Origin of the sequence: Serinibacter salmoneus (genome assembly GCF_002563925.1) — a bacterium.
In the GTDB taxonomy this organism is placed as follows: domain Bacteria; phylum Actinomycetota; class Actinomycetes; order Actinomycetales; family Beutenbergiaceae; genus Serinibacter; species Serinibacter salmoneus.
Genome location: NZ_PDJD01000001.1, coordinates 2,539,423 through 2,555,572, shown reverse-complemented (window position 1 = coordinate 2,555,572; position 16,150 = coordinate 2,539,423). Strand labels below are relative to the sequence as shown.

Below are 16,150 nucleotides of genomic sequence, written 5' to 3'. Positions count from 1 at the left end.
CTTCATGACAGACCAGCCAACAGCCAAGACCATCGACCAGGAGCGGACCCACCGTATCCGCCACTTGCTCGCCACCGACGGGCCCGACGCGGTTGCCCACCGGTACGGGCAGCATGAGCTCGCGAGCGCGGAGTACCGGGCCGCAGCGCGCGCCCTGCGGCTGCAGCGGGCGCGAGCGGAGCGCATGCGCGCCGAGCAGCAGGAGGCCGCCGAGGCGGAGCAGCGGGAGGGCGCCACCCAGGAGGCACAGGAAACGGAGCAACAGGAGGCGGAGCAGCAGCAGCAGGACGAGGCCCAGCAGGCGGAGGAGCAGCAGCAGCAGGACGAGGCCCAGGAGGCCGAGCTGCAGGAGGAAGACGCCCAGGAAGCGGAGGCCCACGAGGCTGAGGAGGTCGAGACCACCGCCGCCGTCCAGGAAGCTACCGCCACCGACGAAGCTGAGGACGCTGAGACCGCGGTGGCGCACGAGGCCGCCCTGAACCCAGCCACCCAGGAACCAGCTTCGGAGCCCACCGCGCAGGCGACCCGCCTGGCTGCGGCCCGTGGTCACCTCGAGCGGGACCGGCAGCAGCGCGAGGCCGCCGAGTCGAGCGAGCAGGCCGGCATGGAAGTGTGACCTGCTAGGTCAATTCCACGAGGGGCACGGGCAGCAATGCCCGTGCCCCTTTCGTTCTTGGTAGCGTCCACCACGTGGCGGACATCCCCGAGGGCCTCGTACCGATTGAATGCAAGGTGCTCGATGCGGCGTACCGGACATCAGGACTGACGGTCCAGGCCATCGCCGAGGCGTCAGGGCTGCCGGCACCCACCGTGCGAACAGCGCTAGCGGGGTACCGCTACCGCAACGGAGAGCCACGCCGCGTCGTGCCCCCGGACCCGACGGTCGCGCGGCTGGCCAGCGTCCTGGGCGTGAGCGCAGAGACCCTCACCGGCCTCGGCCGGGAACAGGCAGCCGCGCTCATGGACGAAGAGCACCACCGAGCGGCCACGCCAAGGGCCGCCGAGGCACAGGCAGCCATAGAGGGCCGCCGGCGACTCGCTGAGCAGGTGCTCGCCGTGTTCTCCACAGACGAGCTGAGGGCCGAGGTGCAGCGGCGGGAGCGGGAGCAGCGCGGCTAGCCGCCCTCACGTGGACCGGACAAACCCCGGCTACCCAGATCAGCGCGCTGCGCGCGCAAGACAGTTCTCAGTGCCGGAGTTCATGAGCAAGGCGCTGCACGAGGGGTGCACGGAGAGCAGCCGGAGAGCGGGAGAGCAGCCGGAGAGCACGATTGCAGCCACTGCTCTCCGCCTAAAACCCCCGCTGACCTGCATGAATACCCACTACGGAGAGCAGGAGAGCAGGAATGGGAGGTCCCTACGCGAGAAGAACGCACACCCGCCGCGTGCGCTGCGTGCGCATGTGCACGTGTGCGACCGCACCCGCGATCTTGCTCTCCTGCTCTCCGTAACCCTGGAGAACACGAGCTGACCTGCGATAACACACGGAGAGCAAGCGGAGAGCAAGGGCCGCCAGCGGAGAGCAAGAGCTCCTGGCGGAGAGCAAGGATCAGGCAAACACCCGCCTACGCAGATCAGCGCGCTGCGCGCGCAAGATAGTCAATAGGGCCGGGGTTCACGGGCAAGGGGCTGTCTGCGGGGTGCACGGAGAGCAGCCGGAGTGGTTCTCAACCAACCTCGCCGCACACTCTTCGTGCGCACTGGGGCCCGGATGTGTGTAATGTCGACCCGGATCTGTGCAGTTCAGGACCAAGAGTGTGCGGCAGAATCGTTGCACTTCCAACGATCTTGGCTTCCGTTGCACAGATCGCACACTTTCTCCCAACTTCTCTATGGTACGTACACACACGCATGCGTACACGTGTTCGATCAGCATCTACCACATTAGACTTATAGAGAAGTGTGTAAAGTGTGCAGTAGGAGAGATTCTTGTTGAGATACCAACGATCAGCCTGCACGCTTTTCCGCTGAACTGCACACTCTTGGCCCCGAACTGCACACTCTTCACCCCGGACTGCACACGCTTTGCCCTGACCAGGCTCTCACCCCCGGTGAACTCCGCCCGACACAGTGGACAATGGGACGTTCCGCCGGTAGAATTGTGGCCACAGGACGACAGAAGTCGGCCTGTGGGTGTGATCCCCTCCTGACAAGGTTGCCGACCGGCAGCTGGCCGCAGACGCAGGGTGCCGCGATCGTAGCCGGGCAGTGAACAGTCACTGCCTCCCTGAAGGCGAACTTGACTCCACGGCCTCCTTCTTCGATTGGCTGATGATCATGTCCGCTGTCCCTCACGAGACCGCTCTCCTGAGTGAGCCTCCCACCCCAGCACTCCCCGTCCTGCTGACCTACACCCAGGTCGCCGATTACCTCGGCGTCCACACCCGCACCGTGACCCGCCTTGTCGCATCTGGCGAGCTGACTGCTGTCTGCCTGAGTGGCGGCACACGGCGCATCACGGAGTCGGCCGTGGTCGAGATGCTCGAGCGCGCGGAGGTCGCCCGATGAGCGCCTCGGTCCTCGACATCGACAAGGCCCGCGCCGCTGGCAAGGGTTCGTCCAACACCGGCACCGAAGCCGTCATCTACGACGACGTCATCGCCGAGATCACCGAGTACTACCTCGACGAGATCGACCCCAAGCGCACGGGCACCCCGCCCCCCGAGCCCGGCCACATCAAGCAGGTGCTCATCACCCGCGTGAACCGCCGGTTCGCCACGCTCAACGCGGCAGCCAAGGGCAACAACAAGCTCACCAACCTCAAGGTGCTAACCAACGCCCAGATCGCAGCCATCCTCATCCGGCTCCACCACGGCTGTCTCATCACCGCCGGCGGACTGGGCACCTCGCGCACCTACGACCTGGTGGCTGTCTATGAGGACCAGGGCCCCAGCGCCGGCATCTACCTGACCGGCGAGACGGCAGTGGGCGCGATCGCTCGTCGCTACAACCGCGAGATGAGCATCACCGCCAGCAAAGAGGTGGCCCACGTGATGCGTGAGACCGCACCTCAGGTCGAGCGCACCACCCGCCGTGAACTCTCGCCCTTCGCCAACGGCGTCTGGGACTACGAGCAGCACACCCTGCTGGACTTCTCCCCGGAGTTCATCTTCACCTCCAAGCTCGCCACGGCCATCAACCCTGATGCCGAGATGCCGATCTACTACCGGGCCCAGGATCCCAGCGACCCTGAGACCGACATCGAGATCAGCAAGGACGAGATCGCCGCCTATGAGGCCAAGGGCTGGGAGGTGACCAGCTGGGACGTCGTGCGATGGGTGCAGAGCCTCTCGGACGACCCTGAGGTGGTTGCCCTGCTCTGGCAGGTCATCGGCGCCGTCATGCGTCCCTACGTGCGCTGGAACAAGACAGCCTGGCTGTACTCCCAGCGCGGCAACAACGGTAAGGGCACCTTCGCCGAGCTGATGCGCAACATCGTCGGTGAGGGATCCAGCGCCTCGATCCCGCTGTCGAACTTCGGCAAGGACTTTATGCTGGAGCCGCTCACCCAGGCGATGGCCATCATCGTGGACGAGAACGACGTCGGCACGTTCCTGGACAAGGTCGCCAACCTCAAGGCGATCGTGACCAACGACGTCATCTCCATCAACCGCAAGGGCCTGGTGCCGATCAACTACCGGTTCTGGGGATTCATGGTGCAGTGCCTGAACGAGTTCCCCCAGGTGCGCGATCGCTCGGAGAGCTTCTACCGCCGGCAGCTGTTCGTGCCCTTCGAGAAGCACTTCGCCAAGGGAGGGTTCCGCTACATCAAGGACACCTACCTGCAGCGCAAGGAAGTCCAGGAGTTCGTCGTCAAGCACGTCATGTGCGACATCGACCCCTACTGGCAGCTCGATGAGCCCGAGGCGACCCAGCGCGTGCTAGATGATTACAAGGAGCACAACGACCCGGTGCGCTCGTTCTGGAGCGAGTTCAAGGAACAATACGTCTGGGATCTCCTGCCGAACGAGTTCGTGTACGACCACTTCAAGGCGTGGTTCGCCAAGACCAACCCCTCGGGCAAGGTCATGGGTCGCAACACGTTTCTGATGGCACTGCGTCCTGTCGTTAGCCTGGCTGGAGGCTGGGAGCAGACGGGGAAGGGCGCCGTTTCGGTGGGCACGAAGATGGACGCCCTTGAACTGCTCATCCACACCTACGACCTGACGGACTGGAAGAACCCAGGCTACGGCGGCAATGACCTGCGCCTGATGTGCCGACCTGTGCTCAAGGATCGGTATCGCGGCTTCGTCAGGACGTCCTCTCGCGCCGCCACGGCTGGAGCCACCGCGTGACCCACATCGACCCGACCGACGAGGCGCGCCTGACCATCTTCTACGAGGCCGCCTACGCCTATCTCCGGCGCCACCCGGAGTTCGACGGCCGCGCTCGCCCAGGACACCCGGCCATCACCCGCGCCGGGGTCGACCCACGCGAGGCACGTCCCTGGCCGGGCGTGGCCGATGTCCGCCGCATGACCTGTGAGCAGTGGGTGGCTGCGCGCCTGGAAGCAGTCAGGGCCGGCTCCGAGGAGCCGGCCCTGCGATTGGGCTAGTGATGCTGTGGCGGGACGCCGAGGTGCGTCTACCTCCACCAGACCTTGGTGTCCTGCCACCGCTCGAACCCAGCGGCCTCGTAGGCGGCGATGACCTTCTCCCGGGACTCGTCATACCCAGGCTCCTCGCTCACCAGCACGGTCCCGTCCTCCTGCAGTGGCTCGGGGATCACCACCACCAGAGCGAGGGCCTCAGGGCACTGGAGGACCTCCAGCGCGTCCTCGATTACCCGGCCCGTCAGGCCGTTGCCGCGGTACTGAGGCTTCACGACCAGATGCTCCAGCATGAAGAGGACCTCGACCTCGCGATCCAACTCGTCGAGGATGGCTATCGCTGCCTCGGCGAGTGCTGCAGAGTCACCGTCGAGAGAGTCTCCGGCGTTCCAGAGGTTCGGGTCGTATGGACGCCTGGAAACCAGTCCAGCGAACCCGCCGAGTTCGATCGTCTCCGGACCTGACCCGTAGTCGACGATCCGGCCCCGCAGCCCACGGGTCACGTCGTACTCGTCCCCCCACCGCCGCAACTCGAGTTCGACATCGACATCATCGGTGGCTACCTCTACGCGCTCCATGACAGCACCATCGCACCGGCCCCTGACATCCTCACCGGAGCCACTCGATGGTCACGGTGTCGGCGCACGCCTCCAGGCTCGTCACCCGCCGGCCCTTGCCCACGGGGTGGATCAGAACTTCCATGGTCTGCTCGATGAACGAGCGGCGCCGCGCTAGCGTGGCCTCATCCCACCACTGCTGAGCGTCCTGCACCCCGGAGAACTCCGCCAGCGGCTCGGCCATCAGCGCCCGCGCGATCGACGTCTCCACCTCGGCGATGTCGCGGTCGAGGCCAACCAGGGCTTCCTCCGCATCGGCGCTGCTCATGTGGCCAGCAGCGATGAGCCCGGCGATAGCACTGCGCCGACCACGGAGCTCTTCGCGGTGGGCGCTCAGCGCACCGACGTCGACCTCGTCCGCTGCGGGTTGCACCAGCGGCCGCGTGTCTGCCTGCGCGATCCGAGCCGTAGCCACGACAGCGACGAACTTGTCGATGATGTCGCCGTTCCGCATGAAGTGGCCGTTGACGCACCTGTAGGCGTGGTAGCGCTGACTGGTAGCAGCCCCCGAGCCGTCGCGGCGTGGTGTGGGGTGTGTCTCGCCGCGAGCTGACCGCACCGGCTCACGACACACCGCGCACAGGGCCAGGCCAGACAACAACCACGCGCGAGCTGTCCCTGCGTGGTTCGGCTTCACTCCCAACAGCCGGCCACGGGCGGCCTCGAGTTGGGATCGCTCGATGATCGGCGGCCACGCCCCGGGGCGACACTCGGCGAGGTCAATGGCTGCCAGGGAATGCTTGCCCGACTCCTGGGAGGACTGCAGCAGCGCTGCGTAGACCGGGTTCAGCAGCACCCGGCGCACCGTTGGTGCCGCCCACCGGGCACCTGCTCGCGTGCGCCGTCCCGCACTGTTGAGGTCGCGAGCAATCTGCGCGAGGGGGGCACCTCCAAGGTACTCAGAGTAGATCCTCTTCACGTCTGCAGCCTCGTCGGCCACCACGGCATAACGGGCTCCGGAGGCGTCTCGCTCGCCCGCGGGCACCCACCTATACCCGTGCGGCGTCAGGCCCGCCGTGGGATGCCCCTGCAGGCGCCGCTCAGCCGCGTATCTGGCCGCGCGCTGCCTCTTGGTCTCGATCTCCTTCTCGGCAACCAGCACGAGGATCTTCAGCGAGAAGTCATCGTTCGCGGTATCGATGCCTTCGCGGACGGTGACCACGCGGATGTTGCGGCGGGGTGGCCTGACCTCCAGGACGTCAGTGAGCGAACGCGTGAGCCTGGACGTCTCTGTGACCAGCAGCGTGTCGAAGTCACCGGCGTCGAAGTCGCCCAGCATCTTGGCCCACGCAGTGCTCTCACCACGCGCCTTGGTGGCCGAGACGTCGTTGTCCACGTAGGTCCGCAGCAGCGTCCAACCACGGCGAGCAACCTCGGCCTGGAGGTCGTCGAGCTGCTGCTGGATACCCTGGTCCTCTGTGACGGACTGCCGCAGATACGCGACGGCGCGAGGGACCACGCGGGTAGAAGGAGTGGGCACACGGTGAGTCTAGGGAACTGGCGGCGGTCGCTGTGGCTTGACCCGGTGCGCGATGTCAGACACCGACGCTAGGTTCAGGGATCATGGGCCAAGAAGGGAAGGTGCTCCACCATGACCCAACTGCACAAGGACGTTGAGGCGCTGACGGCCGCGATCCTCAGCAGCGTTCCCTACGGGAGCACGATCCGGGTGACCTTCATTCCCGCCGCTCCCCGGGTGCAGCAGCGAGTCTCGAGCGCTCAATCGAGCCAGCTCTTGATCGAACAAGCGCGCGCGATCCGGTCGGCTGAGGGAATCCCGTTCTGGCACGCTCTCTTCATCGCTGGCGAACTGGATTCCGAAGGGGTCCCGCCGGCAATTATCCGTTCAGCCCTATTTCACCAGGACCCAACCCAAAACAAGACGCTTCAATTCGTCGTGAACAAACGCACGCCAATCGAGTTGGCTGACCTTGCGTTCCGGGCCGAGGTGCACGGACGTGACACAATCGCGCTCCAGTCAAGGGTAACCACGGCGAGTGGCAGAGAGCGCTATCTGCCAATGCTCGACTTCACTTCGAAGGCTACTCGACCGGGATCTGAGGCCACAGTGCGGGTCGCTGCCGAGGCGCTCGATACAGCTGGCATCCTATGCTCTTCCGCCCGCTCGTTCCATTTCTATGGACGCGATCTTGTGACGCGCGAGGAGCAACTAGATTTTTGGGCTCGCGCTCTGCTCCTAACGCCGATCGTCGACGAGCGGTGGATAGCGCACCAAATAAGGAGTCAGGTGGGCGCACTTCGCTTCTCGGCCAACGAGCGCGGCTTTGTTCCTAGAGTAGTCCGGGAAATAGTCCGAGGCCAGGACAGGGAGGAGCGACCGTGACTGTGACAGCAAAAGAGCTTGTCGGGAAGTTCGCAGAAGCCGTTGCGGTTGGGGATGCCGCTGTGTTCATAGGCGCAGGCACGTCTGTCGGCGCTGGACTTCCCGACTGGAACACCCTGATCGACGAAGCGCGGAAGACCGCGAGAGTGCCCTGTGAACTCACAGATGCGCCACTCGCTGCACAGTACATCGCAAACGCCGACGGCGAGGGAGCGCTACACGCTTCGATAAAACGAATGATCGATATTCCAGCTGCACCGACGGAGGTGCACAGGGCACTATCGCATCTGCCGATCCGCGACTACTGGACGACGAACTATGACCTGTTGATAGAGGAAGCTCTCGAAGCGCGCCAGGTGGACTTCCAGTGGGTGGTCGGGGAGCAAGACTATGCTACTCGCCCGGCCGCCGGAACTCGGGCAAAGCGTGTCACAAAGATGCACGGGTCGCTCACCAGAGGTGAAACGGGCTTCCGCAATTGGAAGGCTGCCCCAATAATCACGCGGTCCGATTTTGAGCGATTCGAAGAATTGCATCCGATAACCTGGATGCGACTCCGCGCGTCCTGGCTGACCAACAGTTTCTTGTTTCTCGGGTTGAGTTTTGATGATCCAAATCTCAACCTTCTCCTGCGGCTGTCAAGATCGCTTCCGGAACACATTGACGCACCGCCGCACTACGTGGTCTTCACAGCAAAATCTGACCCTGTCGAGCACCGCTTGCAGCAGCTTCGGATTGATGATCTCGAGCACTCTGGGGTGAATGTGCACATGATGGACTCCTATTCAGACCTCCCCATTCTTCTGAGTCGACTCGAAGTGAGGTGCCGACCGGAGCTCCTGTTCGTCTCGGGAAGTTTCGATATGGATGACAAATCCGAAGCGGGGCGACTCACTAAGCAGGTAGCCCAGAGTCTTGCGGTAGCTCTCTCCGGCATGGACCAAGTGATCCGACCAAACCTCGTGTCGTTTGGCGGCCCCGCGGGTCAGGTAGTGAGCCGCCATTTCCGAGACGCCCTTTCCCCGAGCGAGTATCGACCGGAATTGGTGCGATTCTACTACCGGAAAGCAGTGAGCGGCGACGAGTCGATTCCGGTCGACCATCGCGTGGGCACGGCGATCTTCACCGAGCGAAGTCTAGATGAAATGCGCGACTTCGTATTTCCTCAGATTCGCGCACTGGTCGTTATTGGCGGCGGCGCGCGAACCGAGGAGGAGGTCGCGAGAGCGCAGGATCACGGCGTACTTGTGGTCCCCATTGGGGTAACAGGCGGGGCGGCAAGACGGATCTGGGATAGACTATCGCCAGGATCCATCGGATTGAATACGGGAGACGAGCTGGCTTGGTGGGGGCAACTGGGATCCGGGTCGGCAACTCTCGCTGCCCATGCCGCTTCGAAATTGATCAAGCGTCTAATGTTCGAGTGACGTCGCGAAGTTCGGCCGACCATTCGAAGTCCATGGCTTTCTGTCGAGCAAACACTGCGTTGCTCTGTTCGCTGTACCCTGGATTGTACCGGCGACCGATGACAAAGAGTGCTGAAATCTGCGTATCAACGCAACGGAGGGCGTGTGCTGCGCTCTGCGCCCGCGCTCCAGAAGTGTAGACGTCCTCGAGTAGTACGATTCGTCTTCCGTGGAGCTCTCTCGATACCTCAAACGCTTGGGCGTTCGGCTTGTTGTGGCCGAGGCTCGCCGTTGTCCGCATGAGTCCACTCTTCACCGTAAGCGGCGGCCTGATACGTTCAGAGGCGAGAACTGCGAGCGGGTGAGGTGGAGGTCGTCTCGTTGAAGGAACAATGACCAAGCCATCTGCTCCGAGTCTCGATATCCACGCTTCATTCTCGGCGAAGAAGCGCTCGAGAATGGTTCCGATGGCTTCCCTAGCGAGCGGGTCGGCGGGCGCCTCGCCGTCATCCTTATAAAATGTAAGCCAGTCGCGCAGGGGGCTTGGCTTTGCGTACAAGGAGATCGGAATGATAGGTTCGACTGTACCACCGAGCGCCCCTGCGTTCTCCTCGCAGTTAACGCAACGAGCTTGCTTGCCAGCGAGCGCACCTTGGCACCAAGGGCAGACGCCCGCAAGATTTCCCGGCGGTAGCACTAGTTCTGCATCCTCGTCTCCCACGTTGAATGAGATCGGAGCCGCTGCAGGATCGTGACGCGGCTTGAGGCCTCCCCAAGTTCGCGGAACTCCCGCGACTCCCCCCATGGCGTGTGCATTCACAGGTTCAGTGTCCTACATCAGGCCGTTCGCACGGGCCACGTCCGCTTGTGCAGGCGAGCTGAGGGTCTTCAGGTGGTCGGGCACTCAGGCCATACCGACCGAGGTGCGGACTCGACCTTCAGGCGCGGGTAGCTGCCTTGGGCGGCTTGAGGCAAGCCGCTGTGCTCGCGATGGCGGGCTAGAGCTGGGCCGTGACCAATGCGCGAGGGACGGCTCGCGCCATGCCTGCGTTCTGGGCGGCGGCGCGCCGTGCAGGCCCAGTGAAGTTTGGTCGCAGCCGCCGCGGGTAGCCTCGCAGACGTGTTCGCCCACCTCCCGCGCAGCATCACCCAGCGCTTCCTTGGTGCGATCGCAGTGGAGCAGAGTGGCTGGGTAGGTCCGCGTGCGAACTCGCTTGCTGCACGAGAAGACACGGTCTGGCCCCACACGCCACTCTCGGACGTCGTCCGAACCTCCGTCTTGACCGCACACGAGAGTGCGAACCACGCGCTGGCGTTGCTCGAGGCCGATGTCCCGCCCGCGCAAGTTGCCTTCTACACGATGGCGCGCTGCACGCTTGTCGGAGCTTCCCAGGCGCTGTGGTTGGTGAACGCAGGGGAGCCGCAGTTACGCCAAGCGCGGACCCTCACGGTGCTGCGCCACGACCATTCGCAGCGGATGAAGTTCCACAAGTCCCAAGCACGTAGCACTGATCCCGACCGTGCGGCCCACGCCGCCCACATCATAGAGTTCTGGGGTGCGCGGATTCGTGAGATTGATCGGGCATTAGTAGGCTTGCCGCCGGTGCCACGCCAGCCCACCACAACGGAGATGATCTCCTGGGCTGCCGAGAATGAGTTCACGGCTGAGTCGGACGCGGTGTCCACCTTTCTTGCCACCTGGCAGATTTCTAGTGGCTACGCACACGCTTTGCCCTGGCCCAACTTCGTGCTGCCAGGCGCCACCCTGATTCACCCAGACGGAAAAGGCCCAACGCCGTTCCGTATCGGTTTCCACCACGAGCGTGCCTGGGAAGAGTTGGCGACCTGCGTTTCTGTCTTGGGTCTCTCCAACCGTGCCGCTCTCACACATGCCGGGTACTGCGTCGAGTAGCGAGTCGCAACGGGCAGCGCTCCTCGTCAATCTTGTTGCCCCGTGCGGCAGACGAGTACGCCTCATTCCGATCACGGCTGCCGCCGTGGCGTTCGCGGGGTTGTTGCTGGTGATCATGCGCAGCGATGAGGTGCGGGGGATGCTCATGGGCATCATCCGCGAGGCGTTGTCCCGATGAGCGCCCGGGCCGGTGCCCGCGCGGCCGGGCGGTGCGCCGGCCCGGGTCACCAGACGGAGCGCGGGGGCGTGACGGCGGAGCTCGCCGTCGCCCTGCCGGCGGTGGTGCTCCTGCTGATGACGATCCTGGGGGCAGCGGTGGTGGGTCGAGTGCAGGTGGAGTGCGCCGATGCGGCGCGTGTGGCGGCGCGCCAGGCCTCCCTGGGGGCGTCCGCGGGTGAGGTGCGGCAGGTGGCGCTGAGCGCGCTCGCCCGGGAGGGCACCGTGTCGATCGACGCGGGGGGTGAGTGGGTCCGCGTGCGGGTGTCGAGTCCGGTCGACCTCGTCCTCGGCGACCTGGTGGTGTCAGGCGAGGCCGCAGCGGTTCCTGAACCCCAGGGGCCGGCGCCGGTGGTGGTGCCGTGAGCGCCGCTGCTGCCGTCGACGGCGCGGACCACTCGGAGCGGGGCTCCGGCACGGTGCTCGTGGTGGGGTTGCTCGGGGTCGCGGCGGCGTTGCTGATCCCGTTGGTGCTGCTCGCGTCGATCGCGGGCGCGCGTGCCACCGCGCAGGGTGCCGCGGATCTCGCGGCGATCGCCGGTGCCACGGCCTGGCACGACCACGGCGGTGGTGCGCCCTGTGCAGTGGCGGGACGGGTGCTGGTCGAGCACGGGGCGTACCTGGTCTCGTGCGAGGTCAGTGGCGAGGACGTGGTGGTCACCGCGGCGGTGCCGACCCGGGTGGGGGATGCGCGGGCCACCGCTCGCGCCGGCCCCGCCTGACAACCCGACCGTGGGGAGGGCGACGCCGCGGTCGCCACCGTCAGGTGTGGCACCGGGGGTGCGACTGTGTCACGGGGGCGTGACCTCGCGCAGGAAACGCAGCACCGCGAGGGCGCCCGCCTTGTCCAGCGGGGAGTTCCCGTTGCCGCACTTGGGGGAGTACACGCAGCGCGGGCAGCCGTGAGCGCACCTGCAAGAGGCGATCGCGCCGAACGTGGCCTCGATCCACCGGGCCGCGGCGTCGAACCCCCGCTCGGCGAACCCCGCCCCTCCGGGGTACCCGTCGTGCACGATCACCGTGGGCATCCCGGTATCGGGGTGCAGCGCCGTGGACAGGCCCCCGATGTCCCACCGGTCACAGGTGGCCAGCAGCGGAAGCACCCCGATCGCGGCATGCTCCGCGGCGTGCAGGGCGCCGGGCAGGTCCCCGGGTGCCAGGCCGGTCTCCTCCCGCAGCACATCCTCCGGCGCCGACCACCAGACCCCGCGTGTGGGCAGCGTGCGCACCGGCATCTCCAGGGGGTGCGAACCGAGGATCTCCATCGAGGGCGGGCGGCGCACATCGAAGCCCGTGACCTGGCTGGTGACCTCCACGGGTCCGGTCGCCCAGGTCACCGGCCCCCACTGCGCGCGGTGGGTCACCCCGAGCAGGCTCGCGTGGTGGTCCACTGTGGCCATCGTGCGGTGCTCCACGGCATCGCGGTGCACCAGGGCGGCGTGCTCGTCCAGCTGGTCCACCACGAACGTGGCGCCCTGGTGCACGTACACGGCGCCCGGGTGCACCACCGCATCGGCCCGGCCGCCGTCCACCGTACCGAGCACCGTGCCGGTCTCGCCCTCCACGATCTGCACCCCGGCGTTCGTGGACCCCCGCAGCGACGTCAGCCGGCTGGGGCGCTCGGGGCGCGCGTGGTTCCAGAACCACCCGGCGGGCCTGCGCCGCAGCAGGCCACGCGCCGTCAGCGCCTCCAGCAGCGTGGTGTCCGGCAGGTCGAACAGCGGCAGGTCCGCCTCGGTGAGCGGGACCTCCGCGGCGGCCGCGCACAGGTGCGGACCCAGCACGTAGGTGTTCGTGGGGTCGAAGGTGGTGGCCTCCACCGCCTCCTCCAGGATGGCCTCGGGGTGGTGCACGAGGTAGGTGTCGAGCGGGTTGGCGCTCGCGATCAGCACGGCCACGCCGTCGGCCCCCGCCCGCCCGGCCCGCCCGGCCTGCTGCCAGAACGAGACGCGGGTGCCGGGCCACCCGCTGATCAGCACGGCGTCCAGCCCCGACACGTCCACCCCCAGTTCCAGGGCGTTCGTGGTGGCCAGGCCCAGCAGGTCCCCGCGGCGCAGTCCCCGCTCCAGCGCCCGCCGCTCCTCGGGCAGGTATCCGCCGCGATAGGCGGCGACGGCGCCGGTCACCCCCGGCACCCCGGCCAGGCCCGGGGCGGTGGGCACCTGGGCGCCGCGCTCGCGCAGGCTCTCGGCGGTCAGCGCGGCCACCGTCTCCACACCCACCCGGGAGCGGACGAAGGCCAGGGTGCGTCGACCGGCCGCCACGAGGTCGGTCAGCAACTCCGCGGACTCCGTGGTGGCGCTGCGGCGAGGCAGATCGTCGGGTACCCCCGTCAGCGTCGCCCAGGGGTCGTCAGCGCCGTCGTGCCGCAGATCCTCCAGGGCGCCCGGGTCCGCCACCCCCTCCAGCGGGGCCGGTTCCCACAGCGCGATGCGCCGTCGACCCTGGGGCGCGGTGTCCCGGGTGACGGCGGCGACATCGCCCACCGGAACCGCGATCAGTCGAGCCAACGTCGCGGCCGGTTCCCCGGTCGTCGCGGAGGCCGCGATCACCACCGGTGCCGCTCCCAGGTGGCGCGCCACGCGCAGCAGGCGTCGCAGCACCAGGGCCACGTGCGCACCCAGCACCCCGCGGTAGGCGTGGCACTCGTCGATCACGATGTAGCGCAGGCCGCGCAGCATCCGGTCCCAGCGCTCGTGCCCCGGCAGCAGGGAGAAGTGCAGGAAGTCCGGGTTCGTCAGCACCACATCGGCGTGCGCGCGCACCCAGTCCCGCTCCTCGGGGGCGGTGTCGCCGTCGCAGGTCGCGGCGCGGATGTCCGAGCGCAGCCCACCCGCACCGAGCAGCTCGTGCAGGGCGGAGAGCTGGTCCGCGGCCAGGGCCTTGGTCGGGGAGAGGTACAGCACGGTGGGGCGGCGCCGCATTCGCGCCACGCTGCCGCCGCGCTCCGTGCCTGCCAGGATCGCCGAGAGCGCCGGCAACCACGCTGCGAGCGACTTCCCCGACCCCGTGCCGGTCGCGAGCGCGGTGTGGCGCCCGGCATGCACGTGCTCGGCGGCCTCCACCTGGTGCACCCAGGGTTCGCTGACACCGCGGGAACGATAGCCGGCGACCAGTTCGGGCGCGGCCCATGCCGGCCAGGGCGCGCGCTGCCCCTCCCGTGCCGGTAGTTCCGCCAGGTGCCGCAGGCTCTCGCGGTGCCCCGGGGTGCCCAGGAGCACCTCGAGGGCGTCGCCGGGCTGCGTGGGGTCCTGGGTCACCGCAGGATTCTCCCACCGGCCGTGGCTCGAGCGCAGCGAGCGGTCCGGCATCCGGTGCGCGTGTGAACGCCCCCGATCGGCGCAGTAGGTTGGGGCCATGCTCGACGCCGCCTCCGTGCTCGGTGACCGTCTCACCGCCGCCATCCACGCCGCCTTCGACCTCGAGGGGGTCGACCCGGTGCTGCGCCCCTCCCAGTTCGCCGACACCCAGGCGAACGCCGCCCTCGCGCTGGCCAAGCGCGTGGGCAGCAATCCCCGGGCGGTGGCCGCCGCGATCCTGGAGAAGCTGGACATCGCGGACGTCGGCGAGGTGGAGGTCTCCGGACCCGGCTTCCTCAACATCACCGTGAGCCCGCAGTGGATCGCCGGTCAGATCGCCACCCTCGTCGCCGATGAGCGGCTCGGCGTGCCGCGGCAGGAGCCGCGCACGATCCCCATCGACTACTCCGCGCCGAACGTGGCCAAGGAGATGCATGTGGGGCACCTGCGCACCACGATCGTGGGCGACAGCCTCGCGCGCACCCTGGAGGCCCTCGGGCACCGCGTGATCCGGCAGAACCACATCGGGGACTGGGGCACCCCGTTCGGGATGCTCATCGAGCACTACCTCGAGGTCGGGGCCGACTCCGCGGAGGCCGACCTGCTGCGCACCGACCCGAACGCGTTCTACCAGGCCGCCCGGGTGAAGTTCGACAACACCGAGGACGGCGGAGCCTGGGCCCGCAAGGCCCGTGAGCGGGTGGTGCTGCTGCAGGCCAAGGACCCCGAGACGATCGAGATCTGGAAGGGCATGATCGCCCACTCGGTGGAGTACTTCCATGCGATCTACTCCGCGTTGGACGTCACCCTCACCGATGAGGACCTGGCGGGGGAGTCCTTCTACGACCCGATGCTCGCCGACGTGTGCCAGGAACTCATCGACAAGGGCCTGGCCGTGGAGTCCGACGGTGCGCTGTGCGTGTTCCCGGAGGGCTTCACCGGACGGGACGGCAATCCCGTGCCGCTGATCGTGCGCAAGTCCGACGGCGGCTTCGGCTACGCCACCACCGACATGGCGGCCATCCGTTACCGCGCGCAGACCCTGGGTGCCGACGAGATCCTCTATGTGGTGGGCGCCTCCCAGGCGCTGCACTTCCGGATGCTGTTCGCCACGGCGGAGAAGGCGGGGTGGCTGAGTCGGCCGGACGGCTCCACCGTGACCCCGGTGCACGTGCAGATCGGGTCGGTGCTGGGGGAGGACGGCAAGATCCTGCGCACCCGCTCCGGCGCGCCGGTGAGGCTGTCCGCGCTGGTGCAGGAGGCGATCACCGCGGCCGGCGCCGCCGTCGCCGAGACCCGACCGGACCTGCCCGAGGCCGAGCGTGCCGTGATCGCGCAGGAGGTCGGGGTGGGGGCGGTGAAGTACGCCGACCTCTCCGTGGCGCACGACACCGACTACGTCTTCGACATGGAGCGGATGCTCGCCTTCACCGGCAACACCGGGCCGTACCTGCAGTACGCGACGGCGCGGATCCGCTCGATCTTCCGCCGCGCCGAGGTGGACCCGGAGCAGGCGAGCGCCCCGGTGAGCATCACCGAGCCCGCGGAGCGGGCGCTGGCGATGGCGCTGCTGGGGTACGGCGCCACGGTGGCGTTGGTCGGTGACCAGCAGGTGCCCCACCGCCTGGCTGCGTATCTGTTCGAGCTCGCGCAGGCCTTCACGAGCTTCTACGACGCCTGCCCGGTGCTGACCGCCCCGGACGAGGTGACGCGGGAGTCCCGGCTCACGCTGACCGCCGCCACGCTGCGGGTGCTGACGGCGGGTCTGGACCTGTTGGGCATTCGGGCCCCGGAGCAGATGTAGCGC

Annotated in this window: 16 protein-coding genes; 12 read left to right on the top strand and 4 right to left on the bottom strand. The window is 67.2% G+C overall.

The window, feature by feature from the left end; translation table 11 throughout:
* The first annotated feature begins 4 nt into the window (after positions 1–4).
* The 5 genes from ATL40_RS15235 to ATL40_RS11415 all read left to right on the top strand — a co-directional run bounded on the left by ATL40_RS15235 (position 5) and on the right by ATL40_RS11415 (position 4,555).
* Entirely contained in the window at positions 5–616 is a 612-nt protein-coding gene (locus tag ATL40_RS15235) for a hypothetical protein (RefSeq protein WP_098469643.1), read from the top strand.
* A 74-nt stretch (positions 617–690) separates the two neighbouring features.
* A complete protein-coding gene (locus ATL40_RS14785; protein WP_143556956.1) occupies positions 691–1,119 on the top strand; it encodes a hypothetical protein in 429 nt (142 codons plus the stop codon).
* A 1,158-nt stretch (positions 1,120–2,277) separates the two neighbouring features.
* Complete coding sequence (locus ATL40_RS11425; protein ID WP_169925955.1) at positions 2,278–2,508, top strand: helix-turn-helix domain-containing protein; 231 nt, start codon at positions 2,278–2,280, stop codon at positions 2,506–2,508.
* Positions 2,505–4,295 (top strand): DNA primase family protein, encoded by a 1,791-nt coding sequence (locus ATL40_RS11420; RefSeq protein WP_098469640.1) that lies wholly within the window; start codon positions 2,505–2,507, stop codon positions 4,293–4,295. The genes ATL40_RS11425 and ATL40_RS11420 overlap by 4 nt, the downstream gene beginning before the upstream one ends.
* A complete protein-coding gene (locus ATL40_RS11415) occupies positions 4,292–4,555 on the top strand; it encodes a hypothetical protein (protein ID WP_098469639.1) in 264 nt (87 codons plus the stop codon). The genes ATL40_RS11420 and ATL40_RS11415 overlap by 4 nt, the downstream gene beginning before the upstream one ends.
* Positions 4,556–4,584: 29 nt before the next feature.
* Here the strand turns inward: ATL40_RS11415 and ATL40_RS11410 are convergent, their stop codons facing one another.
* Entirely contained in the window at positions 4,585–5,127 is a 543-nt protein-coding gene (locus ATL40_RS11410) for a hypothetical protein (RefSeq protein ID WP_098469638.1), read from the bottom strand.
* A gap of 31 nt (positions 5,128–5,158) precedes the next feature.
* Entirely contained in the window at positions 5,159–6,646 is a 1,488-nt protein-coding gene (locus tag ATL40_RS11405) for a recombinase family protein (RefSeq protein WP_169925954.1), read from the bottom strand.
* 111 nt (positions 6,647–6,757) lie between these two features.
* On the opposite strand from ATL40_RS11405, the gene ATL40_RS11400 reads away from it, so the two are divergent.
* On the top strand, positions 6,758–7,510 hold the full coding sequence (locus ATL40_RS11400) for a primase 1D-like protein (protein ID WP_098469636.1): 753 nt from the start codon (positions 6,758–6,760) through the stop codon (positions 7,508–7,510).
* Positions 7,507–8,937 carry an SIR2 family protein gene (locus ATL40_RS11395; protein ID WP_143556955.1) on the top strand — a complete coding sequence of 477 codons (1,431 nt, stop codon included), beginning with the start codon at positions 7,507–7,509 and terminating at the stop codon, positions 8,935–8,937. The genes ATL40_RS11400 and ATL40_RS11395 overlap by 4 nt, the downstream gene beginning before the upstream one ends.
* Here the strand turns inward: ATL40_RS11395 and ATL40_RS14780 are convergent.
* The gene (locus ATL40_RS14780) at positions 8,915–9,637 is read right to left on the bottom strand and encodes a hypothetical protein (RefSeq protein ID WP_143556954.1); all 723 of its coding nucleotides are present in this window, start codon (positions 9,635–9,637) and stop codon (positions 8,915–8,917) included. The genes ATL40_RS11395 and ATL40_RS14780 overlap by 23 nt on opposite strands.
* 399 nt (positions 9,638–10,036) lie before the next feature.
* On the opposite strand from ATL40_RS14780, the gene ATL40_RS11390 reads away from it, so the two are divergent.
* The 4 genes from ATL40_RS11390 to ATL40_RS11375 all read left to right on the top strand — a co-directional run bounded on the left by ATL40_RS11390 (position 10,037) and on the right by ATL40_RS11375 (position 11,766).
* Entirely contained in the window at positions 10,037–10,828 is a 792-nt protein-coding gene (locus tag ATL40_RS11390) for a hypothetical protein (RefSeq protein WP_098469634.1), read from the top strand.
* Between the two features lie 85 nt (positions 10,829–10,913).
* Entirely contained in the window at positions 10,914–11,006 is a 93-nt protein-coding gene (locus ATL40_RS15475) for a DUF4244 domain-containing protein (protein ID WP_245867039.1), read from the top strand.
* On the top strand, positions 11,003–11,410 hold the full coding sequence (locus ATL40_RS11380) for a TadE family type IV pilus minor pilin (RefSeq protein WP_211283112.1): 408 nt from the start codon (positions 11,003–11,005) through the stop codon (positions 11,408–11,410). The genes ATL40_RS15475 and ATL40_RS11380 overlap by 4 nt, the downstream gene beginning before the upstream one ends.
* Positions 11,407–11,766 (top strand): Rv3654c family TadE-like protein, encoded by a 360-nt coding sequence (locus ATL40_RS11375; protein WP_098469632.1) that lies wholly within the window; start codon positions 11,407–11,409, stop codon positions 11,764–11,766. Before ATL40_RS11380 ends, ATL40_RS11375 begins: the two co-directional genes overlap by 4 nt.
* A gap of 69 nt (positions 11,767–11,835) precedes the next feature.
* Here ATL40_RS11375 and ATL40_RS11370 read toward each other — a convergent pair whose 3' ends face one another.
* On the bottom strand, positions 11,836–14,355 hold the full coding sequence (locus ATL40_RS11370) for a DEAD/DEAH box helicase (protein WP_098469631.1): 2,520 nt from the start codon (positions 14,353–14,355) through the stop codon (positions 11,836–11,838).
* A 46-nt stretch (positions 14,356–14,401) separates the two neighbouring features.
* On the opposite strand from ATL40_RS11370, the gene argS reads away from it, so the two are divergent.
* A complete protein-coding gene (argS, locus tag ATL40_RS11365; RefSeq protein ID WP_098469630.1) occupies positions 14,402–16,147 on the top strand; it encodes an arginine--tRNA ligase in 1,746 nt (581 codons plus the stop codon).
* Positions 16,148–16,150: the final 3 nt, after the last annotated feature.